Source organism: Actinomadura sp. HBU206391 (assembly GCF_014323665.1).
Lineage (GTDB): Bacteria > Actinomycetota > Actinomycetes > Streptosporangiales > Streptosporangiaceae > Actinomadura_C.
Genome location: NZ_JABVEB010000061.1, coordinates 1 through 22,245 on the forward strand (window position 1 = coordinate 1; position 22,245 = coordinate 22,245).

Below are 22,245 nucleotides of genomic sequence, written 5' to 3' on the forward strand. Positions count from 1 at the left end.
ATTCCGGTGGGGCACGCCTCCAGGTCCGCGGCCCAGCCGCGGCGGGGCGGGTCCGGGCGCAACAGGTAACCGAAATTGGCCCGTACTGGGCCGGACAGGAGAACACGGGCATGGCACCCGTCGTCACCATGAGGCAGCTGCTCGAGAGCGGCGTGCACTTCGGACACCAGACTCGCCGCTGGAACCCGAAGATGAAGCGCTTCATCCTCACCGAGCGCAACGGCATTTACATCATCGACCTGCAGCAGTCGCTGTCGCACATCGACCGTGCCTACGAGTTCATCAAGGCGACGGTCGCACACGGCGGCTCGATCCTTTTCGTGGGCACCAAGAAGCAGGGCCAGGAGGCCATCGCCGACCAGGCGCTGCGCGTCGGCATGCCCTATGTCAACCAGCGCTGGCTGGGCGGCATGCTCACCAACTTCTCCACCGTGCACAAGAGGCTCACCCGCCTCAAGGAGCTCGAGGAGATCAACTACGACGACGTGGCCGGCTCCGGCATGACCAAGAAGGAGCTGCTCGGCCTCAAGCGCGAGAAGGACAAGCTGGAGCGCACGCTCGGCGGTATTCGCGACATGGCCAAGGTGCCCAGCGCCATCTGGATCGTTGACACCAAGAAAGAGCACATCGCCGTCAACGAGGCCCGCAAGCTGAACATCCCGGTCGTGGCCATCCTCGACACCAACTGCGACCCCGACGAGGTCGACTACCCGATTCCGGGCAACGACGACGCGATCCGCAGCGTCAGCGTCCTGACCCGCGTGGTGGCCGACGCGGTCGCCGACGGCCTGATCGCCCGTGCGGGCGCGGCCGCCGGTGGCGACGAGAAGCCCGCCGAGGGCGGCGCGGTGACCGAGCCGCTGGCCGAGTGGGAGCGCGAGCTGCTCGAGGGCAAGAAGGACGACGAAGAGAAGACCGAGGCGCCGGCCGAGCCCGCGGCGGAGGCTTCGGCAGAGCCGGCCGCCGAGGCGCCGGCCGACGAGGCACCGGCCGAGGCCGCAGCCGACGAGGTCGCCGTGCCCGCCGCCTCAGCCGAGGCGCCGGTCGCCGAGGGAGAGCGCGCCTGAGGCTCGGCTCGCCGACCTCAGCACGCCTGATCTGAGTCTTGGTCCCGGCGGCCCCATACGGGGGCCGCCGGAGGCCGCACAATTCGACGAGAGAGACAGCGAAAACGATGGCGAACTTCACCGCCGCGGACGTCAAGCGGCTCCGGGAGCTGACCGGCTCGGGGATGATGGCCTGTAAGAAGGCCCTCGAGGAGGCGGAGGGCGACTTCGACAAGGCCGTCGAGCTCCTGCGCCTCAAGGGCGCCAAGGACGTCGGCAAGCGCGCTCAGCGCACCGCCGGCAACGGCCTGGTGGTGACGCACTTCAACGGCGACACCGACGGGGTCCTGCTCGAGCTCAACTGTGAGACCGACTTCGTCGCCAAGAACGAGCGGTTCATCGAGCTGGCGAACAAGATCGCGGCATTCGTGGCGTCGAGTGACGCCACCGACGCCCAGAGCCTGCTCGCCACTGAGATCGAGCCCGGCAAGACCGTGCAGCTGCTGATCGAGGAGAACGGCGCCAAGATCGGCGAGAAGGTCGAGCTTCGCCGCTTCGCCCGCTTCCAGGGCGTCTACGTGACCAGCTACCTGCACAAGTCCGACCCGCAGCTGCCGCCGACCACCGGCGTGCTGGTCGAGTTGGACAAGGCCGACGCCGAGGTGGCCAAGGACATCGCGCAGCAGATCGCCGCGATGTCGCCGAAGTACCTCACCCGGGACGAGATCCCGGCCGAGGCGATCGAGAAGGAGCGGGCGCTCGCCGAGCAGATCACCCGCGACGAGGGCAAGCCCGAGCAGGCGATCCCGAAGATCGTTGAAGGCCGCGTCAACGCCTACTTCAAGGATTTCGTCCTGTTGGAGCAGGCGTTCGTCAAGGACGGCAAGAAGACGATCGCCAAGGTCCTCGACGGGGCCGGGGTCCAGGTCAAGCGGTTCGCCCGCTTCAAGGTGGGTCAACTCTGAACGCCTTCGGCTGAGGAGACATCCTGAAGCTGAGGGAGTCCCACATCAAGCAGTACGTGACCGAGGAGGCCGCCGCCGTGCAGGAGACCACAACCACTGACACGACGGCGGCCTCTTCGTCGTCGTCTCCGGCGCCGCACGGTTGGCGGCGCGTGCTCCTCAAGCTCTCCGGAGAGGCCTTCGCAGGAGCCGAGCCGCTGGGAATCGACCCGGCGGTCGTGCACCACGTCGCCCAGGCCATCGCGGACGCCGTACGCGACGGCGTGCAGGTCGCGGTCGTCTGCGGTGGCGGCAACATGTTCCGGGGGGCCCGGCTGTCCGAGCGGGGCATGGACCGGGCCCGCGGGGACTACATGGGCATGCTGGGCACCGTCATCAACTGCCTGGCGCTGCAGGACTTCTGTGAGAAGCTCGGACTCGACACCCGGGTGCAGACCGCCATCACGATGGGACAGGTCGCTGAGCCGTACATCCCGCGGCGCGCCATCCGGCACCTGGAGAAGGGCCGAGTCGTGATCTTCGGTGCGGGCCTGGGCCAGCCGTTCTTCTCCACCGACACGTCGGCCGCGCAGCGGGCGCTCGAGATCGGTGCCGAAGCCGTGCTCAAGGGGACCCAGGTGGACGGTGTCTATGACGCCGACCCGCGCACGAATCCGGACGCGGTGAAGTTCGACCGGCTGGACTACGGTGAGGTCCTGCGCCGGAGCCTGAAGGTCATGGACGCCACGGCCATCAGCCTCTGCATGGACAACGGGCTGCCCATCGTCGTGTTCGATCTGATGGGACAGGGCAATATCATCCGGGCCGTCCGAGGTGAGAAGATCGGCACGCTGGTCGGCCCCGCCGACGGCTGACCGGCCGAGGCCGAGGGCAGGCACGACAACTACACGCGCGACGGGAGCCGAAGTGATCGACGAGATCCTCCTCGAGGCCGAGGAGAAGATGGAGAAGGCGGTCGCGGTCGCCAAGGACGACTTCGCCGCCATCCGGACCGGCCGGGTCACGCCCGCGATGTTCAATAAGATCACTGCGGAGTACTACGGTACGCCGACGCTGATCAACCAGCTGGCGTCCTTCACGACGCCCGAGCCGCGCATGGTGATCGTGCAGGTCTTCGACCGGTCGTCGCTCGGCGCGGTCGAGAGGGCCATCCGCGACAGCGACCTGGGCGTGAACCCGACGAACGACGGCAACGTCATCCGGGTGATCTTCCCCGAGCTCTCGGAGGAGCGTCGCCGCGAGTTCATCAAGGTCGCGGGCGGCAAGGCCGAGGACAGCAAGATCTCGATCCGCAACATCCGGCGGCGGGCCAAGGACACGCTGGACAAGCTGTCCAAGGACGGCGAGGCCGGCGAGGACGAGGTTCGGCGTGCCGAGAAGGAGCTCGACGACGCGACGCACAAGTACGTCGCGAAGATCGACGACCTGCTCGAGCACAAGAAGGCCGAGCTGCTCGAGGTATAGGGGTTGGCCTTGGAACAGGCCCGGGAGTCGGATCCGTCCGGCGAGGACTCGCAGGAGTCCGACGCAGCGGACGGGAAACGACCGCCGGGCAAGAAGCGCGGTCCCGGCCGCAACCTCCCCATCGCCATCGGCGTCGGGGCCGGGCTCGGCGCCCTCGTGGTGGTGTCCCTCTACACGCGTAAAGAGATCTTTCTCGCCGTCCTGGTCGTGTTCCTCGGCCTCGCGGTGCGGGAGCTGACCGACGCGTTCGCGGCTCGTGACATTCGCGTCCCGCTGATCCCGCTGGCCGTCGGCGGCCTGGCCATGCTGGTGACCTCGTACGTCTACGGGGCCGAAGGACTGATCGGATCCTTCGCGCTGACGATCCTGGTCCTCCTCGTCTGGCGGATGGCCGCCGGCGCCGAGGACTACGTCCGCGACGTCACCGCGGGCATCTTCACCGCCGCGTACATCCCCTTCCTCGGCGGGTTCGCGGTACTCCTGCTCGAGCCCGGGGACGGCGCCGAGCGCGTCGTGACCTTCATCGCGATCACGGTGGCGAGCGACATCGGCGGCTTCTTCGCCGGGACGTTCCTCGGCAGGCACAAGCTGGCGCCGGCCATCAGCCCGAAGAAGACCTGGGAGGGCCTGGCCGGTTCGGCCGTCGCCTGCATGCTGGTCGGGGCATGGCTGATGCCCTGGCTGCTCGACGGGCAGATCTGGCAGGGCGCCGTCCTGGGCGTGGCCGTGGTGTGCTCCGCGACCCTCGGCGACCTCATCGAGTCCATGATCAAGAGGGACCTCGGCGTCAAGGACCTCGGCAATCTGCTGCCCGAGCACGGCGGCGTCATGGACCGCCTCGACTCGCTGCTGGCCAGCGTCCCGATCGTGTGGATCGCGCTGCAGGTGTTCGGGATCTGACCTCCGGTCGTCGGCACGGCGGCCACCGCGGGCGGGAGCGGCCGCAGGACCACCCCTGAGTCGCCCGACCCCCTGAGGTCAACACCGACCGCCTCTGAGGTCACCGAGCCGCCAGGCAGGTTCGGGACCGTACAGGTGGCACGGCCAGACCGTACAGGGGGCAGGGGCAGCGCCTGCGGCTACTGCACGAGCCAGCTGCGGCCCTGCTGGGCGAGGCGCCGGATCAGGGCGTTCGACCCCTGCGCCTTGGCGTACCGCCGTTCCTCATCGGTGATCGGGACCAGCCACAGCCACTTGACCGGATCGTCGCCGACGGTGAACCCGGACAGATCCGGCGCGTACGGCCCGGGCAGCCGGGTGGGGTCGTCGAGCAGCAGCACGCCCTCGAAAGGCGAGTCCTCCGCGCCCGAGCCGTTGAGCGGGAACGTACGGGCCTCGTGGTACCACTTCACGACGTCGCCCGGCGCGAACCAGGTGACCGATCGCCATGGGTACTGCGCCAGCCAGGGGAACACGCTGCCCGCCCGCTGGCTCGGCAGCGTGGTGGCCACGGCGAGCTCGATGCGGGAGAGCGGCGAGACGTCGTCCTCGTACAGCTCGATCGTCGGCATCCGCTGGCAGCTCATCCCGATCGTGCTGAGCACGGAGTAGGGACGGTCCGTCTGCTGCGGCCGTTCGGTCACTCCCACGATCGGCACCGGGGCCGCGCCGCCGCGTGACTGCCTGCCCACGTCGTGCCAGTAGTGGCCACCGGGGCCGAGCCGGCCGAGCAGGTGGCCGAGAGCGGACTGCTGGAATCCGGCCCAGGAGCCCTCGTCGGCACGCCAGCCCCAATAGGCCCTGGCCTCCCGGATCCGCGGGCCGAACTCCTCGATCTCCTCGTCCAGCGGGATGGCGAAGGGGCTCTGGGCGATGGCGTCGCGGCTGTACCCCGGGATGCCCCGGGTCATGTCCGACCACACCGGGATCACGCACAGGGGATCGCCGGCTTCGAGCACCGCGGCTCCGTCGCCCTCCTGGAACCACACGACCTCGAGGGCGGCCGCGTCGAAGGCGGGCCTGCCCGCTGGGTGCTTGGTCCCGGCCGCCGGCATGGTCGGCGGCAGTCCTGCCTCAAGGCGCTCCAGGTCGACGCTCTGCGGCGCCGCCTCATGGTTGGCCAGCCAGACCGCGCCCACGATCGTGTCGCGCGAGTCCCTGAGGTAGGCGACCGTCGTCGTGCCGTCGGTCTCCACCGACAGCCTGCGGCTCTGGTACGGGCTCGTGTCGCTGATGACGACCTGGGTCGCAGAAGCCTTGGGCGAAGCGGGGCCCCTGCGCAATACCGGCATAGATCATGACTTTAGTGCAGTCCCCGCACGTGGAGGGACGCCTTTGGCCAGAGCACCTCGCTCTGTTTGAGACACTGACGGGTGATGTCAGCCATGCCGAGTCCAGCCGCCCCGACGCCGCGCACCCCCGGCCCGGAGAGCCCGAGTCCCGATATCGCGGACGCGGACGGTCCGAAGCGGGGCACTCCGCCGCCGCCGGGGCTGCTCACGTTCGCCGCTCCACGCCGGGCGAAGCCGCCCAGGCACCTCGCCGACCTCAGCCCGGCCGAACGCAGGGAGGCCGTCGCCGCGCTCGGTGAGAAGCCGTTCCGCGCCGATCAGCTCTCCCGGCACTATTTCGCGCGCCTGGTCGACGACCCGGCGGCCATGACGGACCTGCCCGCCGCCGTGCGCGACCGGCTCGCGGGTGAGCTGCTGCCGACCCTGCTCAATCCGGTGCGGACCCAGACCTGCGACGGCGGCAGGACGCACAAGGCGCTGTGGAAGGCCTTCGACGGAACACTGATCGAGTCCGTGCTGATGCGTTATCCGGACCGGATCACCATGTGCGTGTCCTCCCAGGCCGGTTGCGGCATGAACTGCCCGTTCTGCGCGACCGGGCAGGCGGGCCTCACCCGCAACCTGTCCACAGGCGAGATCGTCGAGCAGGTGGCCGCCGGCGCACGTGCGCTGGCCCGCGGCGAGATCACCGGGGGGCCCGGGCGGATCTCCAACATCGTCTTCATGGGCATGGGCGAGCCGCTCGCCAACTTCAAGGCCGTGCTCGGGGCGGTGCGGCGCATCACCGATCCCGCTCCGGGCGGCCTCGGCATCTCGCAGAGATCGGTGACGGTGTCGACCGTGGGACTCGTCTCGGCGATCGAGAAGCTGACCGCCGAGAAGCTGTCCGTACGGCTGGCCGTCTCGTTGCACGCGCCCGACGACGAACTGCGCGACGAACTCGTACCGATCAACACCCGGTGGAAGGTCGCCGAGGTGCTCGACGCCGCCTGGGCCTACGCGGCGGCGACCGGCCGGCGGGTCTCGATCGAGTACGCGATGATCCGGGACATCAACGACCAGGCATGGCGGGCCGATCTGCTCGGCCGGCTGTTGCGCGGAAAGCTCGTGCATGTCAACCTCATCCCCTTGAACCCGACGCCGGGGTCCAAGTGGACGGCTTCCCGCCCACGTGACGAGAAGGAGTTCGTCGCGAGGCTTGAGGCACACGGCGTGCCCGTCACGGTTCGGGACACCCGTGGCAGGGAGATCGACGGGGCGTGCGGGCAGCTGGCCGCCGCCACCCAGACCTGAGGAGCCCCATGTCGCGCTTCCCGGTGGTGCTGCGCGGTTACAACCGCGCGCAGGTCGACGCGGTCCTCGATCGCATCGCGGGGGTCGCCGCCCCCGGATCGCCGCAGACCGCGCCGGTCACCGCTGACGAGATCCGGGCGAGCCGCTTCGACGTGGCCACCCGCGGGTACGACCGCCGGGCGGTCGACGAGGCGCTGCACGAGCACATCCGGCGGCTGGCGGCGAGCGGCCCGAGGCCGTCGCGGCCGAAGCGGCCCCAGGTGCGGCAGGGCTGGCTGATCGACTGGGTCCAGAACGCGCAGTTCACCGGGGTACGGATGCGGCCCGGCTATGACGTGCGCGACGTGGACGCGTTCCTCGACCGGGTGGTAGCCGGTCTGCGCGGTGTGGCCCCGCCCGTGAGCGCCACCGACGTGCGCGAGTGCGTGTTCCGCACCGTCAAGTTCGGCCCTGGCTATACCGAGCGGGAGGTCGACGCCTTCCTCGTCCAGCTGGCCTCCGCGCTCGACGGTGGCTGAGCCCGTACCTCACTTCACGTACGGGCCCGCCGCGCCCAGGCGTAACCGGCCGCGGCCACGGCCGACCAGGCCGCGATGTGCGCCGCGAGCCCGGGGAGCGCGGCGGTGAGCGCGGCCGGCCCGTCGTGGGCCGCGCGCAGCCACCCGATCATCGGCACCGACAGCCAGGCCAGCGGGCCCATGCTCAGTATCAGGAGCACAAGGCAGCCGCCCAGCAGAGCCAGGATCGACACCGCCGTGGACGGCAGCACCGCCCGGCTGGTCAAGGCCCCCACGAGCGTCGCGGGCACCGCCACCACCAGATGGAGCGCCACCGCGGCGGGCAGCGTCCCACCGCTGACACCGGCGCTGATTCCCTGGCCGACCGGCACCGCCAGGGCGATGCCGGCCAGGCCGAGGTTGACGACGTAGGCGGCGAGCAGGCCCGCGGCCATCGCCGTGCGCCGGCCCACCGCGAGCGCGCAGAGTTCCCGCTGCCGGTCGGGTTCGGTGTCGAGCACGCCCCGTGCGGCCCATGCCCAGATCGTGAAGAGGAACGCGGCCACGTCGGCGTACCCGCCCATGTGCAGTTTCATGGTCGTGGCCCGGTCGAGCCCGGCCGGGCCGTTCACCAGTACGACCGAGACCAGCAGGAAGACCGCGAGAACCGGCTGCAGCACCCGCAATGACCTCACGTAACCCGACAGATGAAACCGGATCAGTGCCGTCACGGCTGCTGCTCCCTCGCTGTGTAGCCGTCGGCCTGGAGCTTTGCGAGCACCGTCGAGGCCTGGTCGGCGGGAACGACCACCTCGATGATCGCCTGTTCGGCGTCCGGATCCTCCCCGCTCGGGGTGCCGACGTCGGTGAGCCGCTCAGGGGCGGACGGGGCGCGGGTGACGGTGCGGCCGGCCACCTGGAGACGGTCGATCCCCGGCAGGAGCCGCAGGCATTGCTGGTGGTCGCTGACCACCACGATCGCGCCGCCCGAACGCAGTTCGGCGAGCAGGGCGGGCAGCTCCGCCCGGACGGCCGCGTCGAGCCCGGCGAACGGCTCGTCCAGCACGAGCAGCTCCGGGTCGCCGAGCAGCGCCTGGGCGAGCCCCACCTTGTGCGCGCTGCCCTTCGACAGCTCGCGCAACGGCTCGTCGAGGAGCTCGCCGAACCGCAGCCGTTCCGCCCACATTCCGACACGTGCGGTCGGGGCCCTGCGCATCTGCGCCATATGGGAGAGATAGCCGCGAACCGTGAACGGTTGGTCCACGGGAAACCGCTCGGGCGCGTAACCCACCCGAGCCGGCCGGCCCTCCAGCTCGCCCCGCCGGGGTCGCAGGATCCCGGCGAGCAGCCGGAGCAGGGTCGACTTGCCGGCGCCGTTGGGGCCCGTCACCTCGGTGATCCGCTCTGGTGTCAGCGTGAGGGTGACGTCGCGGAGCACCCATTCGGACCGGCGGTGGTAGCGGTAGCCGACGCTGTTCAGGCGCATAGCGGGGAACCCTACCGGCGGACTCGTAAGCGCGCCGTCAGCGGTCCGGGGGCCGTGCCGGTCACTCGAAGCGGCACAATGCCGGTCATGGAAGCCTGCGTGTTCTGCGAGATCGTCCAGGGAAAGCGACCGGCGCACATCGTGCTCGACACGGGCGACGCGGTGGCCTTCCTGGACGCGCGGCCGCTGTTCGAGGGGCACACGCTGCTGGTGCCGCGAACCCATCTGGAGACGCTGCCGGACCTGCCGCCGGAGGCGATCGGCCCGTTCTTCGCGCAGGCACAGCGGCTGGCGGGGGCGATGGAGACCGAACTCGGCGCGGCCGGCTCGTTCGTCGCCATGAACAACCGGATCAGTCAGAGCGTGCCGCACCTTCATGTCCACGTGGTTCCGCGCAACCGCAAGGACGGGCTGCGCGGCTTCTTCTGGCCGCGGCGCAAGTACGCCTCCGAGCAGGAGGCCGCCGAGTACGCGGAGCGACTGCGGAACGCGCTGTGATCCGCTGTGCCGGACCCCTTGCCGATCACGCAGGCCAGGCTCGTCCGGGCCGGCCGGATCCGGGATCCGGGAATCCGGACCCGGGGTGGCCAAGGGCGGCGGGTGGGGCAACGATGGGCCTATGACAGCAGAGGGATCATGGAGATCCGCCACGGACGCGGACGAGGTCGCCTTCGTCGACTGCGTGGACGTCGACGCCGCCACCCTTGAACGCTTCTACCGAGACGTGATGGAGCCGTCGTTCCGGCCCGACGAGCTGACCGGCTTCGACCTCATGCGCACCGCGTATCAGACCCCGCTGCCCGGCGCGCAGGGCACCCTCGCGATGCGTTCCGGCGAGCCGGTGGCCGGCGCCCTCGGCGAGTTCGACTCGGTCAGCGGGATCATGTTGCTCGCCTACCTGGCCGTACGCGCTGACCTGCGCGGCCAGGGGATCGGGAGTGCCCTGCTCGCCCACGTGCTGCCACGGTGGCGCGCGGCCAACGATCCGGTGGCGATCCTCGCCGAGGTGGAGGATCCGCGCTCGTACGCTCCCGGCCCCTACGGAGACCCGGTGGCCCGCCTGCGGATGTACGGACGTACCGGCTGGCGGCTGCTGCCGCTCCCGTACTTCCAGCCCGCGCTGCGCCCCGGGCTCGCGAGGGTCCACGGGATGCTGCTCATCTGCTTCGCCGCCGAGGACGCCGTGGTGCCCGTCGACGATCTGCTCGCCTTCACGGACGGATACATGCGCTCCTGCGAAGGCGAAGAGGCGGTGCTGAACGACCCGGACTACCTCGCCTTCCGGGACCGGGTGAAGCAGACTCCGGCCGGTGTGCCGTTGTGGCCGACGTCCCGCGCACACGAGGTGCCGGCGGCGACGTGAGGTGCGCCGGCCCGATCCGTGGGCCATAAGCGGGAACAGATGTCATTCGCCATTACCGCGATGAATGTGTTCGCCGTGCTTGCGCAGCCGATTATCGGCTTTACCCGCCATGATTCGGCCTCGGCCGTAAGCGGCGACGGCGTGCGTTGCCGCGGCCGTCTCCGACCGTCCCCGACCGTCTCCGGCCGTGGTGGTTCAGATCTCGCCGAGAAGTCGCACGACGCTGTCAACGGGTTCGAGTACGGGGGTCGGCGCCGCGTTCTCCCAACCGGTCACCGCGGCGTGCGTGTGCACATCGCGTTCGGCGCGGTCGAGCACTGCGCAGAGGACGAACTCGCTCACCGTCCAGCCGGACAGCTCGGCCGCCCTGCGGATGAGGACGTCCTGGTCCGCGGTGGTCCGGATGCCGATTATCCCGTCGTCACCGGAAAACGGGAGATGGTGTTGAGCCGATGCCGTCATGACCGGTCTCCTCTGCTCGCAGACGTAACCCAGGCCTCAAATGGCGCTACCCCTGTCGGCGGTGATTATGACGGCGCCGTATCTTTCGGGTGACCGAATCCCGTTGGGGCGGTCGAAATCGGCGGCCCTGGCAGTCCGCCCGGCCTGCGCTCGCCCCCGCGCCTAATCCTGCACCGGGAAGATGACCGAGGAGACCTCGAGGTAGAGCTGCTCGGGATAGGGCATGTATTCGACCTCCCGCAGCGCCTGGTCCTGACCTGCGGACTCCATGACGAAGGTGCCGTAACCGATGATGCGGCCGACGAAGGGACGTTCGAGGGCGATGTCGGTGACCTTGGCGAGGGGCATCATCGCGACCTTGCGGTTGAGCACACCCGTTATCAGCATCACGCGATGCTCGGTGACGATGAAGAACTCCAGCGACCACGCGAAGACCTTCCACGTCAGCCGGACCAGCAGGGCCAGCCAGAGCCACCAGATGATGAACGCGGGGCCCCCGCCGATCGTGGTGCTGGCGAATCCGGCGACGATCAGCCCGGCGGTGACCTCGCCGACGGGCCGCAACAGCACCGCCGGATGCCTTCGCACGGCGACCGGCTTGCCCTCGTAGGACATCAGGTACTTGTCGATGGTGCGCGTACCGATGTCACGGATGACCATCAGGTCGTTCAGGTTCATGTGAGGTAGGACCGCCTCGCCTGGTCAGCCATGATCCATCCGGCTCAACCGTAACTCAGCTCCGGCCGTCCGCGGAGGCCGAACCGCACTTCGGCGGGTACGAAGACACCCATCGTTACCCCTGCATAATGTCAGGGATCGAACGTATTATCGAGTCATGGCCAACGTCGCACTGCACGCCACCCCGCCGACCCCGACCCGGACGACGTCGACGACCTCGAACATCAGTCCGCTGACGGCCGCCGAGATCGCCGCTCTCGCGCTGTCCCTCGCCCATCTCGGCACCGGGCCGCAGGCCGCCGTGGCCCGCCGGGCGCTGAGCCGGCTGCTCGACGCGGAGCCCGACGAGCCGTTCGCCGCCCATGCCCCGCGCGACCTCGCCGCCGACTCCGGCGACACTCGTACCGGCTCCGATGAGCTCATCGCCGTCACGCTCGCGACCCTGACCACGCCTCTCGACGGTGACACCGCCGAGCGGGCGAAGGTCCTGGCCGCCGGGATCAGCGAGCGGCTCGCCGTTCGCCTGCACTACAGCGACGCCAAGGGGACGCACTCGGTTCGCTACGTCGAGCCCGTCACCTGCCTGGTGCACCGCGACCACTGGTATCTCGTGGGCTGGTGCCGGCTCCGCCGCGGAATCCGGGCGTTCCGGTTCGACCGGGTGCTGGCGGTCGAACCGACGAGCAGTCCGGCGCGTGCGCACCTCGCCGAGCGTTTCCTGCCCTTCCAGCGGAGGGCCGCGGCCTAGCGCGCCTCCGCCCGGCCACTAGTCCGTGCCGCCGGCCTCGTTCCGGCGGCACGGAGCGGCACGGGGCGGTCCAGACCTGCCCACGGCGGAGCCGGCCCGAGTGGCGCGAGCGACCGAGAGGCCGAGGGCCGGCGGGGAGTCCGTGAACCCTTCGCTGACGATCAAGCCGTAGTGCGGGAAGTGCATGCCGCACGCATTGATATGGCTTGTGGGCGTGCGCCAAGCTGAGAACTCTCTGTGAAATCAGTCTCGATCAATGCGCTGCGACCACATCCATGGCAATCTTGACCTGCAATGGATCACCCCTTTCTCACGACGCTCATACTCGTCGGTGCCTTCGCGCTCGCGTTGATCGCGCAGTGGCGCGGCTGGCGGCCGTCGTTGCGCGTCGCTCTCGCCGTCGGTATCGGTCTCCGGCTGTCTTTGCTGATCTTCGCGGCGGCCGACTCCTGGCAGCCGGTCGACTTCATGGAGAGCTTCAAGCCCGCTGCCGAGGCGGTCATGGCCGGGCAGGACCCCGTCCTCACCACAGAGGGCGCGTGGCACTTCCTACCGATGATCCCCTACGCCTATGTGCTGCCGATGTCGCTCGGCATCCCGTGGGAGATCAGCGGGCGGCTGATCACCGTCGCCGCCGACGTGGTGCTCATCGTGCTCGTCGGGCGGCTCGCCGGCAGGCACGAGGCGCTCGCCCGCTTCCAGTACGCCTGCAATCCGATCGCGCTGATGGTCGCGGTCATCCACTCGCAGGTCGAGCCGGTGGCCCTGGTGTTCCTCGTCGCCGCGTACGTGACGGCGCGCTCGGCCCGATCGGCTCACGAGGCGTCCGAATCCGCACGCTGGCTGCTGAGATGCCTAGGCGCCGGGGCGCTGTTCGGCCTCGCGTTGTCGGCGAAGAGCTGGCCCATCATCCTGCTGCCGGTGGTGCTCTCGATGCTGCCGACCTGGCGGCAGCGCTTCTACGGGCTGGTCGCGGCGGGCGCGGTGCCTCTGCTGTTCCTCGTCACCCAGCCGCTGTTCGTGCACACGACCTTGAAGAGCCTGTTGAACGTCGCGCAATACCTCGGCGGGGTCCGTCCCATCGTGGGCGAGTGGGGCTGGACCGCGGTGCTGACCGGCGGGAACTGGGAGCTGAAGCCCACGTACTCCCAGATCGGGCAGATCGTGCTCTACTCCAGTCTCGCGATCGTCGCCTGGTTGTGGCGGCGGGGTGACCGGGTCGACATGACCCTTGCCATGCTCTTGATCTTCATGGTCGTGACACCGCGCATGGGAGCGCAGTACCTGCTCTGGTTCGTCCCGTTCCTCGTGGCGAGACCGACTCGATGGGCTCCGCTGGCGATGGGCGCGTCGGCACTGTGGGCCGGGCTCGGCTACATCTACCTCACGCAGTTCGACGATACGCAGTGGTGGATCAACCATCGCTGGTGGGCCGTGAGCTCGGTCTACGTCATCCCGCTCCTCGTCATCGCCATGCCGTGGGCTCGGCGCCGGATGGGCGGGGTGCCGTCGAAACCACCGCCGGCCACCACACCCGAGCTGGTGGGCGCGGCCTGACGGCCGGTCCGCCACGCCGCTCGTGGCCGGGCGCTCCCGGGCGTCACGACCGCAGTCGGGCCACCCGGCCCTGCTCGCCCGAGGCCCAGCAGGCGCCGTGCGACGTGCAGTCGACGGTGTCGAAACTGCCCGTGTCGAACCGCCGCCACGTGCGCCCGCCGTCGAGGCTCACGTCGCTGCCGGTCGGGCCCACGGCGATCGCCGCGAAGCCCTGGAGCCAGGCGGCGCCGGACCGGTAGGACTCCGGCGGCCTGGGCGCGAGGACCCACCGGCGGCCTGCGTCGGCCGTGGTCGCGGTGGCGTCCGGTGACGGCACGTCCGGGCGGTAGTCACCGCCCACCGCGATGCCGTGGCGGGCGTCGCGGAACGCCAGTGCGAAGATGCCCTGCGCCTCGCTGCTCGGCAGCGGTGAGGCGCTCACGGTCCACGTGAGTCCCTGGTCACGGGAGTGGAAGACCCGGGCCTGGGCGCCGCCACCGCTCGCCAGCCAGAAGTCCCGGCCTTTGGCGACCAGGCACTGGCCGCTGGCCGCGAAGGCGAATTCGCCTGGCAGGGCCTGAGGCATGCCCGCCGACGGCAGTACCTTCCAGCTCCGTCCGCCGTCCCGGGTGGAGAGCATTCGGAACCGACCGTCCACCGGGTCGCTCACGGCCAGGCCACGCCTGCGGCCGGAGAACGCGACGCAGTCGTAGAAGGCCCTGGGATCGTCGTTGCGGAACGTCAGGTCCCAGCTCCTGCCGCCGTCCGACGTCCGGTAGATCCTGGAGGCCTCGCCCTCGCCGATCGAGAGCAACACGGCGTTGTCGGCGTCGAACGCCTCCACGTCGCGGAACTCCAGGTCCCCGGTGCCGGGAGGCGCGACGTTCCGCCAGGTGCGGCCGCCGTTCGTGGTGCGCAGAACGGTGCCCGCGCTGCCCGAGGTCCAGGCGACGTCCCGGCTCACGGCGGCCAGGCCGCGCAGCCGCGCCGTACTGCCGGTCGGTTCGATCTCCCAGCTCAGCCTGGCAGGTCGCGGTGCGCCTGTCGCCGCCGTCGCGGGGAGCGCGAGGGGGACGGACAGGGCCGCGCCGAGGGCGGTGGCGAGCAAGATCCGTGGCTGCCTCATGCCGCGAAAGCTACGCCAAAGGGATCATCAGGTCCATAGGCTGGAGATCCAGCTGAGGATCGGGTAGAGGTGCCGCTGTCATGGCTGCTGCCAGATGCAGCCGACGGGTTCGGCCGGCGTCTGTAGCCCATGTTACGCAAAGCACAGGCGGGTGACCGGGCGACGGCCGAGACGCCTCAGCCTGGTTCGCGGCGTACGGAATCCAGTGCGAGCAGGGCGACGTGCAGGGACGCGCAGGACTCGACGTCGTCGAGGTCCACGTTCAGCACCCGGGCGATCCGGCGCAGCCGTTCGTAGAAGGCGGGGCGGGACAGATGGGCCTGCTGGGCGGCGACGGCCTTGTTGCGGCCGCTGTCCAGATAGAGCGCCAGGATGTGCGCCAGGTCCGTGTCGCGCTCCGCGTCGTACTCCAGCAGGGGCCCGAGCTCCCTCTCGACGAAGGTCTGCAGCCGCGCGTCGTCGCGCAGCAGATGCAGCAGACCGCGCAGCCGCAGGTCGGGCAGCCGGTAGAACGGCCGGTCGCCGGCGCCGCGGGCGGCGACGTCCGCGACCTGCTCGGCCTCGAGGAACGAGCGGCGCACGTCCCGGATCGACTCGACCACCGATCCGGTGGCCATCACGTAACCCTGCCCGAACTGCTTGCGCAGCCGGGAGCCGACCTCGCCGAGGATCTCCTCCACCTCGGCACGCGCGGGCAGTGACGCGAGCACGCCCACCCGCCCCTCGGTGGTGCCCTCGCCGAGTACGCCGACCAGGGCGGCCAGGTTCACCTCGCGGCTCGCGGCGGCGGTCGCCTCGGCGAGTTCGGTCAGCCGTTCCGGCAGCGGTGCCGGGCCGTGGAGCGCGGCGGATCGATCGCCCGGGTCCGGGCGGCGTGGGCGCACCACCACGCCCAGCAGCCGGCGCCCGGAGAGGGGCACCCCGAGGGCGCGGGCCCGCGCCGCGGCCTCGCGGGGATCGGAGTAGGTGTGCGCCAGGATGCCGGCGATGATCGTGCCGTGCGCCTGGCGTTCCAGGCTCTCGGCGTGCTGGTCCAGCAAGCGTCCCAGGGCCAGCGTGGTGGCGGCCCGCTCGACCAGTACGACATCGCGTGACGACGGGGCGGCGCCGCACAGGATGATGAGCCGCCCCCAGTCCTCGCCCCGTGCGCCGACAACGGTGACCAGCCAGCCCGAGGCGTCGTCGAAGGCCGTGCGCCCCTCGGGCCGCACCACCCGGGAGCGGGTCTCCCACGTGGACAGCAGGTCGGTGGTGTCGGTGCCGGCCGAGTCGGCCGCCAGCACCTGATGGGAGAAGTTCTCCAGCACCACCGGCCGGCCGCTGATGGAGGCGACCTGCCGGACGACCTCGCCGGGCGAAGCGCCCTCGACGGACAGCTGGGTGAAGATCTCGTGCATCTGCTCGGAGGCACGAAGTTCGGTGAGCTGAGCGTCCATGATCCGGGCGTGCAGCGCCTCGGTGACGTCAACGAAGATCGTCTCCCGGGCCAGCGCGATGACCGGGAGGCCGTACTCCTCGGCGGCGGCGACCAGCGCGCCCGGCAGCTCGCTCGCATAGCGCCGGCCGAGCTCGACCACGAGCCCGCTGACCCCGACCCGGGCGAGTTCCGCGACGTAGATCCGGAGCCGTTCCGGCTCGTCGGGCAGCGCGATGCCCGTGGTCAGCACGAGTTCACCGCCGCGCAGCAGATGCGCGACGTCCGGTACCTCGGCGACGTGCACCCACCGGACCCGTGCGTCCAGCCGGTCGGCGCCCGCGACCACGCGCGGCTGGCCGCGTCGCACCGGCTCTAGCTTGAGGAAGTCGGCCAAGGTGGGAAGCATCTACCGCGATACTAAGCGATGGGTCTCGACATGCTGTCAAGCCGCCCGGTACATCGGCTTACACCCTGACAACCGCGGTGGACCGGGAGTCCGGCGGTGTGCGAGGCTCGGAACATGGAGCTGCTCGACGACGAGGCGATCGCACGTGAGCTGACGGATCTCCCTGAGTGGAAACGCGCCGGCGAGGCCATCGTCACGACGGTCAAGCTCGCCGACTTCAACGGGGCCATGGACTTCGTCAACCGGGTCGCGGAGGTCGCCGAGGCGCAGAACCATCACCCTGACATCACGATCCAGTGGAACAAGGTCACGCTGACCCTCTCCACGCACGCGGCCGGCGGGCTCACGCCGTTCGACTTCCGGCTGGCGCGGTCTCTCGACGCTCTCCGATGATCCTCTGGTCTCGTGCGGACGCCTGACACCGTGTAACCCGTCAGGGCGCAAGTCCGTCACTGTGCCTCTGGCCCCACAGGGGCCGGAAGGGAAGAATTCCCCCATGTCGGATCGCACAGAGGACCTCCTGGCACGTCACCGCGCTGTCATCCCGAACTGGGTGGCGCTCTACTACGACCACCCCATCGAGATCGTCCGCGGTAAGGGCAACCGTGTGACCGACGCCGAGGGCAACACCTACCTCGACTTCTTCGCGGGCATCCTGACGAACATGATCGGCTACGACGTCGCCGAGGTGCGCGACGCGGTCGAGCGTCAGCTCGGCACCGGCGTCGTGCACACGTCCACCGCCTACCTGCTGCGCGGCCAGGTCGAGCTGGCCGAGAAGATCGCGAGGCTGTCCGGGATCAAGGACGCCAAGGTCTTCTTCACCAACTCGGGCACCGAGGCCAACGAGACCGCACTACTCCTGGCGACGTACGCGCGCAAGACCGACCAGGTGCTGGCCATGCGGCAGAGCTACCACGGCCGGTCCTTCGGCGCGATCGGCGTGACGAGCATCCGGAACTGGAAGAACAACTCCTACTCGCCGCTGAACGTGCACTTCCTGCACGGGGCCGATCGGCATCTGCCGCAGTTCGCGCGGCTCTCGGACTCCGACTACATCAAGGTCTGCGTAGAGGACCTCCGGCACGTGCTCGCGACCGCGACCGGCGGCGACGTCGCGTGTCTCATCGCCGAGCCGATCCAGGGCGTCGGCGGCTTCACCATGCCGCCCGACGGGCTGTTCCTTGCCTACAAGGACGTGCTGGACGAGAACGGCATCCTGTTCGTCGCCGACGAGGTGCAGACCGGATGGGGTCGCACCGGCCAGAGCTTCTGGGGGATCGTCGACCACGGCGTCGTGCCGGACGCGATGACGTTCGCCAAGGGCCTGGGCAACGGGTTCGCCGTGGGCGGCGTGGTCGCCCGCGGTGATCTGCTCGACTCCCTGCACGCGGTCGGGCTCTCGACCTTCGGCGGCAACCCGATCTCGATGGCGGCGGCCAACGCCACGCTCGACTACGTCCTGGACCACGACCTCCAGGCCAATGCCGCGCGCACCGGCTCGCTGATCCTCGAGGGCCTGCGCGAGGCGGCCAGGGGGCTGCCGGTGGTCGGCGCCGTGCGCGGCAAGGGACTGATGTTCGCCGTCGAACTGGTCGACCCGGCCACGGGTGAGCCGAGCCCGGCGCTCGCGGCGCGCATGATGGAGGAGACCAGGAAACGCGGCCTGCTCGGTGGCAAGGGCGGCCTGTACGGCAACGTGCTGCGCATGGCCCCGCCGTTGACCCTGACCGACGCGGAGGCCAAGGAGGGCCTCGGCATCCTGGTGGACGCCCTCGAAGAGATCGACCGTGAAGTGAGAGTGACCCAGTGAGCGCAGCGGCCGGCGGCCCGCCCCAGCACGCGACGACCCAGAACACGACCCAGAACACGACGACCCAGAACGCCACGACCGACGGTTCGGCCACGAGGCACGTGACGCATTGGATCAACGGCAAGCCGTCCGACGCGCGAGCGGAGCGGCAGGGCGAGATCTTCAACCCCGCGACCGGCCGGGTGGCCGGCGCTGTCGACTTCGCCGCGCCGGCGGACGTCGACGCCGCGGTCGCGGCGGCGAAGGCGGCGTTCCCCGGCTGGCGTGACGCGTCGTTGTCCCGGCGTACCCAGATCCTGTTCAGGTTCCGTGAGCTGCTCACCGCCCACAGGGGCGAGCTGGCGAAGATCATCAGTTCCGAGCACGGCAAGGTCGAGTCGGACGCGGCCGGCGAGGTGGCGCGCGGCCTCGAGGTCGTGGAGTTCGCCTGCGGCATCCCGCACCTGCTCAAGGGCGGTTTCTCGGAGAACGTCTCCTCGCGCGTGGACGCCTACTCGATCCTGCAGCCGCTCGGGGTGGTGGCGGGCATCACGCCGTTCAACTTCCCGGCCATGGTCCCGATGTGGATGTTCCCCGTCGCCATCGCCTGTGGGAACACCTTCGTGCTGAAGCCGTCGGAGAAGGACCCCTCGGCGTCGATCCGGATCGCCGAACTGTGGGCCGAGGCCGGTCTGCCGGACGGCGTGTTCAACGTCCTCCACGGCGACAAGGCCGCCGTCGACGGGCTCCTGGAGCACCCCGACGTCAAGGCCGTCAGCTTCGTCGGGTCGACTCCGATCGCGCGCTACATCTACGAGACCGCCGCGCGCGGCGGCAAGCGCGTCCAGGCGCTCGGCGGCGCGAAGAACCACATGGTGGTGCTGCCCGACGCCGACCTCGACCTGGCGGCCGACGCGGCGGTGTCGGCGGGCTTCGGCTCGGCCGGTGAACGCTGCATGGCCATCTCGGTGGTGGTCGCGGTCGACCCGGTGGGCGACGAGCTGATGGCCAAGATCGGCGAGCGGGTGGCCAGGCTGCGGATCGGCCCGGGCGACGACGAGCGCTCGGAGATGGGGCCGCTCGTCACGCGTCAGCACCGCGACAAGGTCGCGTCCTATCTGGACGGCGGCGTCGGGCAGGGCGCGACCCTCGCCATCGACGGCCGCGAGACTCCGGTGCTCGGCGAGCGCGGAGAGGGCTTCTGGCTCGGCCCGTCGGTGCTCGACCACGTCACGCCGGAGATGGACTGCTACCGGGACGAGATCTTCGGACCGGTGCTGTCGGTCGTGCGGGCGGGTTCCTACGACGAGGCCATGGCAGTGATCGCGGGAAACCCGTACGGCAACGGCACGGCTATCTTCACGAGCGACGGCGGCGCCGCCCGGCGGTTCCAGAACGAGGTCGAGGTCGGCATGGTCGGGATCAATGTGCCGATCCCGGTGCCGATGGCCTACTTCTCCTTCGGCGGGTGGAAGGCCTCGCTGTTCGGTGACAGCCACGCCCACGGGATGGAGGGCGTGCACTTCTACACGCGGACCAAGGCCGTCACGGCTCGGTGGCTGGATCCGAGTCACGGCGGCGTGAACCTCGGCTTCCCCACCAACGGCTGACCCGAGGGCCGAACTCCCGGGCCGGCGTGAGGGCGAGGCCGGCGGCGAGGCAGGCGAACGGCAGCGTGGGCAGCACGTACCGGTAGTCGAAGTCGGCGGTGGCGATGGGGAACACCAGCAGCGTCACCGCCGCCGACCAGGCCGTCAGCGCCTCCGTCCGCCGGCCGCGCGCGACGACGATCCCGGCCGCCCCGGCGACCAGCAGCACGCCGAGCGCCGGGCCGGGCAGGAAGAGGTGTTCCTGATACCAGCGCATCCGCCCGGCGTTCGGCTCGACCACCCGGCTCGGCGTATCCCCGCCGTAGGCCCGCGCGTCACTGAGCGCGGTGCCGCCCCCGGCCCACGACTTGCCGGCGGGGAACAGCTGGGGCCGGTCCCGGAAGTGGTACAGGCTCTCGGTGCCGGGGTTCGGGTGCCCGATCCGGTGCGGGCTCACCGCCATGCCGACGCCGCGAGCGACGGCGCCCGCGTAGTCGAGCGGCTGGGCCACGATCGCGCGCAGTGCGAAGCCGCGCAGCAGATCGTTGTTCCCGGGGTCCACCGGGCCGCCGCGCAGCCGCCGGGGCGGCACCTCCTTTCGCCAGATGAGGGTGCCGGGGGCGATCCGGTCCTCCGGACGGTCGTGCAGGCAGAGCTTTCGCTCCTGAGCCGGTGGCCGGATCCGGTCGCAGTCGGCGAACGTCGACGTGCGGCCCCACAGGTAGATCCCGTCACTCAGGGTCAGTCCGTACGTGCCGTGCGCGGAGTGGAACCACAGCGCGTAGGCGGCGAGCGGCACCACACCGCCCACGAGGGCGGCGGCGCAGGCGCGCCATCCCGCCCGGCGGACGACCAGGCATCCGACGGCGACCGGGATCATCGCCGCGCCCGCTGTGCGCACGAGCACCGCATAACCGAGCAGCAGCCCGGCGAACAGTGCCACCCACCACAGCGGGCGGCGCCGCCACAGGACGAGGGTGACGGCGGCGGCGATCAGGAAGGTGAAGATCGACTCGGCCATGAGCAGGTGCTCGAGCTGGATCTGGTACGCGTCGTACAGGACCGGGAGGGTGACCAGCGTGGCCGCCCACCCGGGCAGGCCGGCACGCCGCAGCAGCGCGTAGACCATCACGGCGACCGCGAGCCCCATGAGGTGCTGCAGGAACGCGACGAGGGTCAGGCTGTGGAACGGCTCGAGCAGCCACAGCATGAAGGAGTACCCGAGCGTCTTGCTGGGCGACGGCCATGGCCGCAGAGCTCCGCCCAGGTAGAAGTAGGAGTCGCCGGTGAACCACAGCACGCCCGGATATCCGAGCATGGTGACCAGGCGGATCAGCGCTCCGCCGAGCAGGGCTAGGGCGAATACCCCATGATGTCGCAAAGCACTAACTGTCCCCTGCTTCATCCAGATTGTGCGCTGGAGCGCCATTTTGATCATCATATGAGGGCGGTCACGGTAACCGGCCCAGATGACATCGTGGTGAACGAACAATGACCGCGAGTTACTGAGTCCGGCTCATTGAGTTGCGGCCTGTGAGGTGTTTGCCACTAGGTTTCCGCCTTTTCAATGGGCGTAAATAATTTCTACAGTGCTTGACCCGAAGTGTGTCATGCGACACAGTATGACTGTCTTGATTGATATGGGGCGAAAGCTGTAAAGGCCCTGGTCGCAGGGAGCGGTGTCATGCCTGCTGACGACCGCGCCGCCGAGATGGATGTGCTTCGGAGGCGCTATCCACGCTGGACCATTTGGTTCGGTCTGTTCACCGGCCATTGGTGGGCGCTGCCACCGGACGATCGAGACGTCGGCGACTTCGTCGAGGCGGAGACCGCCGCAAACCTCATCGCGCGCATCGAGGTGATGCAGTACGCCGTGATCCTGGACAACCCCCGGCAGAAGGGGAGGCGTCCCCCTCATCTCCTCCGCTTGGACGGCGCCGCCACCCCGCCGTTCCGCCGGGTGCCGGTGGCCGCGTGGCCAGGCAGCGTCTCAAGGTGATCCGCTGTCCCCAACCTGGCCACACCACCGGTGCCGCTGCGGCTCCGGGCAGCAGGAACCGCGCCACATCCCCTCCACCAACCTCCGTGTGTGGCGCGGACGCGCACCCACTGCTGCCCGGGCCCGTGGCGGTGTCTCGTCAGAAGC

Annotated in this window: 23 protein-coding genes; 15 read left to right on the forward strand and 8 right to left on the reverse strand. The window is 69.9% G+C overall.

All coding sequences use genetic code 11. The features are described 5' to 3' along the window. Positions 1-110 precede the first annotated feature (110 nt). From rpsB to HKK72_RS19235, 5 genes are all read left to right on the forward strand, one after another. On the forward strand, positions 111-1,067 hold the full coding sequence (rpsB, locus tag HKK72_RS19215; RefSeq protein ID WP_187235767.1) for a 30S ribosomal protein S2: 957 nt from the start codon (positions 111-113) through the stop codon (positions 1,065-1,067). Positions 1,068-1,174: 107 nt separating this feature from the next. Further along, positions 1,175-2,011 (forward strand): translation elongation factor Ts, encoded by an 837-nt coding sequence (gene tsf, locus HKK72_RS19220; protein WP_187235768.1) that lies wholly within the window; start codon positions 1,175-1,177, stop codon positions 2,009-2,011. A gap of 77 nt (positions 2,012-2,088) precedes the next feature. Beyond that, entirely contained in the window at positions 2,089-2,865 is a 777-nt protein-coding gene (pyrH, locus tag HKK72_RS19225) for a UMP kinase (RefSeq protein ID WP_187235794.1), read from the forward strand. 52 nt (positions 2,866-2,917) lie between these two features. Beyond that, the gene (frr, locus tag HKK72_RS19230) at positions 2,918-3,475 is read left to right on the forward strand and encodes a ribosome recycling factor (RefSeq protein WP_187235769.1); all 558 of its coding nucleotides are present in this window, start codon (positions 2,918-2,920) and stop codon (positions 3,473-3,475) included. 3 nt (positions 3,476-3,478) lie between these two features. Next, entirely contained in the window at positions 3,479-4,375 is an 897-nt protein-coding gene (locus tag HKK72_RS19235) for a phosphatidate cytidylyltransferase (RefSeq protein WP_261986973.1), read from the forward strand. 179 nt (positions 4,376-4,554) lie between these two features. Here HKK72_RS19235 and HKK72_RS19240 read toward each other — a convergent pair whose 3' ends face one another. Beyond that, positions 4,555-5,706 carry a suppressor of fused domain protein gene (locus tag HKK72_RS19240; protein ID WP_187235770.1) on the reverse strand — a complete coding sequence of 384 codons (1,152 nt, stop codon included), beginning with the start codon at positions 5,704-5,706 and terminating at the stop codon, positions 4,555-4,557. Between the two features lie 93 nt (positions 5,707-5,799). Between HKK72_RS19240 and rlmN the strand changes: the two genes are divergently transcribed. Continuing rightward, positions 5,800-6,999, forward strand: a complete 1,200-nt coding sequence (rlmN, locus tag HKK72_RS19245) for a 23S rRNA (adenine(2503)-C(2))-methyltransferase RlmN (RefSeq protein WP_222720883.1) — start codon at positions 5,800-5,802, stop codon at positions 6,997-6,999. 8 nt (positions 7,000-7,007) lie between these two features. Further along, positions 7,008-7,517, forward strand: a complete 510-nt coding sequence (locus HKK72_RS19250; RefSeq protein WP_187235772.1) for a DivIVA domain-containing protein — start codon at positions 7,008-7,010, stop codon at positions 7,515-7,517. Positions 7,518-7,531: 14 nt separating this feature from the next. Here HKK72_RS19250 and HKK72_RS19255 read toward each other — a convergent pair whose 3' ends face one another. Together HKK72_RS19255 and HKK72_RS19260 are read right to left on the reverse strand one after the other, a co-directional pair. After that, complete coding sequence (locus HKK72_RS19255; protein WP_187235773.1) at positions 7,532-8,227, reverse strand: hypothetical protein; 696 nt, start codon at positions 8,225-8,227, stop codon at positions 7,532-7,534. Further along, positions 8,224-8,982, reverse strand: coding sequence for an ATP-binding cassette domain-containing protein (locus HKK72_RS19260; protein WP_187235774.1), 759 nt, complete (start codon positions 8,980-8,982; stop codon positions 8,224-8,226). The genes HKK72_RS19255 and HKK72_RS19260 overlap by 4 nt, the downstream gene beginning before the upstream one ends. Before the next feature lie 87 nt (positions 8,983-9,069). On the opposite strand from HKK72_RS19260, the gene HKK72_RS19265 reads away from it, so the two are divergent. Together HKK72_RS19265 and HKK72_RS19270 are read left to right on the forward strand one after the other, a co-directional pair. Next, positions 9,070-9,480, forward strand: coding sequence for an HIT family protein (locus HKK72_RS19265; protein WP_187235775.1), 411 nt, complete (start codon positions 9,070-9,072; stop codon positions 9,478-9,480). A gap of 121 nt (positions 9,481-9,601) precedes the next feature. After that, on the forward strand, positions 9,602-10,345 hold the full coding sequence (locus HKK72_RS19270) for a GNAT family N-acetyltransferase (RefSeq protein ID WP_187235776.1): 744 nt from the start codon (positions 9,602-9,604) through the stop codon (positions 10,343-10,345). 195 nt (positions 10,346-10,540) lie between these two features. Here the strand turns inward: HKK72_RS19270 and HKK72_RS19275 are convergent, their stop codons facing one another. Both HKK72_RS19275 and HKK72_RS19280 read right to left on the reverse strand, forming a co-directional pair. Continuing rightward, entirely contained in the window at positions 10,541-10,807 is a 267-nt protein-coding gene (locus HKK72_RS19275; protein ID WP_187235777.1) for a DUF1778 domain-containing protein, read from the reverse strand. Between the two features lie 162 nt (positions 10,808-10,969). Next, positions 10,970-11,485 carry a PH domain-containing protein gene (locus tag HKK72_RS19280; protein ID WP_187235778.1) on the reverse strand — a complete coding sequence of 172 codons (516 nt, stop codon included), beginning with the start codon at positions 11,483-11,485 and terminating at the stop codon, positions 10,970-10,972. A gap of 157 nt (positions 11,486-11,642) precedes the next feature. Here HKK72_RS19280 and HKK72_RS19285 point away from each other — a divergent pair, with 157 nt between their 5' ends. Both HKK72_RS19285 and HKK72_RS19290 read left to right on the forward strand, forming a co-directional pair. Next, positions 11,643-12,233, forward strand: coding sequence for a helix-turn-helix transcriptional regulator (locus tag HKK72_RS19285; protein ID WP_187235779.1), 591 nt, complete (start codon positions 11,643-11,645; stop codon positions 12,231-12,233). Between the two features lie 294 nt (positions 12,234-12,527). Next, positions 12,528-13,790: a glycosyltransferase 87 family protein gene (locus HKK72_RS19290; RefSeq protein WP_187235780.1), complete on the forward strand. Its 1,263-nt coding sequence runs from the start codon at positions 12,528-12,530 to the stop codon at positions 13,788-13,790. A 43-nt stretch (positions 13,791-13,833) separates the two neighbouring features. On the opposite strand, the gene HKK72_RS19295 is transcribed toward HKK72_RS19290, so the two are convergent. Then, positions 13,834-14,895 carry a WD40/YVTN/BNR-like repeat-containing protein gene (locus HKK72_RS19295; RefSeq protein ID WP_187235781.1) on the reverse strand — a complete coding sequence of 354 codons (1,062 nt, stop codon included), beginning with the start codon at positions 14,893-14,895 and terminating at the stop codon, positions 13,834-13,836. A gap of 176 nt (positions 14,896-15,071) precedes the next feature. Then, the gene (locus tag HKK72_RS19300) at positions 15,072-16,718 is read right to left on the reverse strand and encodes a PucR family transcriptional regulator (protein WP_187235782.1); all 1,647 of its coding nucleotides are present in this window, start codon (positions 16,716-16,718) and stop codon (positions 15,072-15,074) included. Between the two features lie 96 nt (positions 16,719-16,814). Between HKK72_RS19300 and HKK72_RS19305 the strand changes: the two genes are divergently transcribed. From HKK72_RS19305 to HKK72_RS19315, 3 genes are all read left to right on the forward strand, one after another. Continuing rightward, on the forward strand, positions 16,815-17,111 hold the full coding sequence (locus tag HKK72_RS19305) for a 4a-hydroxytetrahydrobiopterin dehydratase (protein ID WP_315987335.1): 297 nt from the start codon (positions 16,815-16,817) through the stop codon (positions 17,109-17,111). Positions 17,112-17,214: 103 nt separating this feature from the next. Further along, positions 17,215-18,531: an aspartate aminotransferase family protein gene (locus HKK72_RS19310; protein ID WP_187235783.1), complete on the forward strand. Its 1,317-nt coding sequence runs from the start codon at positions 17,215-17,217 to the stop codon at positions 18,529-18,531. Positions 18,532-18,632: 101 nt separating this feature from the next. After that, positions 18,633-20,120 (forward strand): CoA-acylating methylmalonate-semialdehyde dehydrogenase, encoded by a 1,488-nt coding sequence (locus tag HKK72_RS19315; protein WP_187235797.1) that lies wholly within the window; start codon positions 18,633-18,635, stop codon positions 20,118-20,120. On the opposite strand, the gene HKK72_RS19320 is transcribed toward HKK72_RS19315, so the two are convergent. Beyond that, on the reverse strand, positions 20,056-21,480 hold the full coding sequence (locus HKK72_RS19320; protein WP_187235784.1) for a phospholipid carrier-dependent glycosyltransferase: 1,425 nt from the start codon (positions 21,478-21,480) through the stop codon (positions 20,056-20,058). The genes HKK72_RS19315 and HKK72_RS19320 overlap by 65 nt on opposite strands. A 303-nt stretch (positions 21,481-21,783) precedes the next feature. On the opposite strand from HKK72_RS19320, the gene HKK72_RS19325 reads away from it, so the two are divergent. Continuing rightward, positions 21,784-22,098, forward strand: a complete 315-nt coding sequence (locus tag HKK72_RS19325) for a hypothetical protein (protein WP_187235785.1) — start codon at positions 21,784-21,786, stop codon at positions 22,096-22,098. Positions 22,099-22,245 lie beyond the last annotated feature (147 nt).

Coding starts and splice junctions, on each gene's coding strand:
- rpsB (WP_187235767.1), top strand. CDS start 111: ATGGCACCCGTCGTCACCATGAGGCAGCTGCTCGAGAGCGGCGTGCAC.
- tsf (WP_187235768.1), top strand. CDS start 1,175: ATGGCGAACTTCACCGCCGCGGACGTCAAGCGGCTCCGGGAGCTGACC.
- HKK72_RS19240 (WP_187235770.1), bottom strand. CDS start 5,706: ATGCCGGTATTGCGCAGGGGCCCCGCTTCGCCCAAGGCTTCTGCGACC.
- rlmN (WP_222720883.1), top strand. CDS start 5,800: ATGCCGAGTCCAGCCGCCCCGACGCCGCGCACCCCCGGCCCGGAGAGC.
- HKK72_RS19250 (WP_187235772.1), top strand. CDS start 7,008: ATGTCGCGCTTCCCGGTGGTGCTGCGCGGTTACAACCGCGCGCAGGTC.
- HKK72_RS19260 (WP_187235774.1), bottom strand. CDS start 8,982: ATGCGCCTGAACAGCGTCGGCTACCGCTACCACCGCCGGTCCGAATGG.
- HKK72_RS19265 (WP_187235775.1), top strand. CDS start 9,070: ATGGAAGCCTGCGTGTTCTGCGAGATCGTCCAGGGAAAGCGACCGGCG.
- HKK72_RS19270 (WP_187235776.1), top strand. CDS start 9,602: ATGACAGCAGAGGGATCATGGAGATCCGCCACGGACGCGGACGAGGTC.
- HKK72_RS19275 (WP_187235777.1), bottom strand. CDS start 10,807: ATGACGGCATCGGCTCAACACCATCTCCCGTTTTCCGGTGACGACGGG.
- HKK72_RS19280 (WP_187235778.1), bottom strand. CDS start 11,485: ATGAACCTGAACGACCTGATGGTCATCCGTGACATCGGTACGCGCACC.
- HKK72_RS19285 (WP_187235779.1), top strand. CDS start 11,643: ATGGCCAACGTCGCACTGCACGCCACCCCGCCGACCCCGACCCGGACG.
- HKK72_RS19290 (WP_187235780.1), top strand. CDS start 12,528: ATGGATCACCCCTTTCTCACGACGCTCATACTCGTCGGTGCCTTCGCG.
- HKK72_RS19295 (WP_187235781.1), bottom strand. CDS start 14,895: ATGAGGCAGCCACGGATCTTGCTCGCCACCGCCCTCGGCGCGGCCCTG.
- HKK72_RS19300 (WP_187235782.1), bottom strand. CDS start 16,718: ATGCTTCCCACCTTGGCCGACTTCCTCAAGCTAGAGCCGGTGCGACGC.
- HKK72_RS19310 (WP_187235783.1), top strand. CDS start 17,215: ATGTCGGATCGCACAGAGGACCTCCTGGCACGTCACCGCGCTGTCATC.
- HKK72_RS19325 (WP_187235785.1), top strand. CDS start 21,784: ATGCCTGCTGACGACCGCGCCGCCGAGATGGATGTGCTTCGGAGGCGC.